This window comes from Pseudomonas brassicae (assembly GCF_010671725.1).
GTDB lineage: Bacteria > Pseudomonadota > Gammaproteobacteria > Pseudomonadales > Pseudomonadaceae > Aquipseudomonas > Aquipseudomonas brassicae.
Genome location: NZ_JAAHBU010000655.1, coordinates 1 through 549 on the forward strand (window position 1 = coordinate 1; position 549 = coordinate 549).

Sequence of the window (549 nt, forward strand, 5' to 3'; positions counted from 1 at the left end):
TAAAACTAAAAACAAACCCATAATGTAAAATGCGGCCGTAGTTAGAGCGAAGATCGCAGTTGCATATTCTAGATGCCGCCATTTCATCATTTTTCTTGCGTTTTTTTCACACCAGTCTTTTTTGGTTGGGGAGGCCGTAATATGGCAGATGTAGCCAAGCAGCATTGGTATGGCAAAGTATAAGGATACTAGAAGTGTAGCAATCAGCATGCAGATTCCTGTTGTGGATCAAATTTACCTACAGTGAAAATTAGGCCAAATCTACGGCCTTGAAAAGAAGACAGGCCTCTATCCGAAAGACATGGGCTTTTGTTTTGAACGGTGGTATAGAGCCACTAAAGGGACTGCGAGGGTGTCAAACACTCCTCGCAGCTAGCTGGCACCCTATCGTTAGGATAATTTTCAGGGTCCATCTCGGTATGCCTGATCGTGTATGAAGATGATTGCAGAGGCGGTCATATTCAACGTGTACTTCGCACTGCTCCCGCACTACCTTCTCGTACTTCGCCGCACCATGCGAGGTGCTTATCTTGTTACTGGAGGGTGCCG

1 protein-coding gene is annotated in these 549 nt (G+C 45.9%); it reads right to left on the bottom strand.

Annotation, left to right across the window (positions count from 1 at the left end):
* On the bottom strand, positions 1 to 210 hold a 210-nt coding region (locus G3436_RS28180; RefSeq protein WP_243667363.1), incomplete at its 3' end, for a hypothetical protein.
* Positions 211 to 549 lie beyond the last annotated feature (339 nt).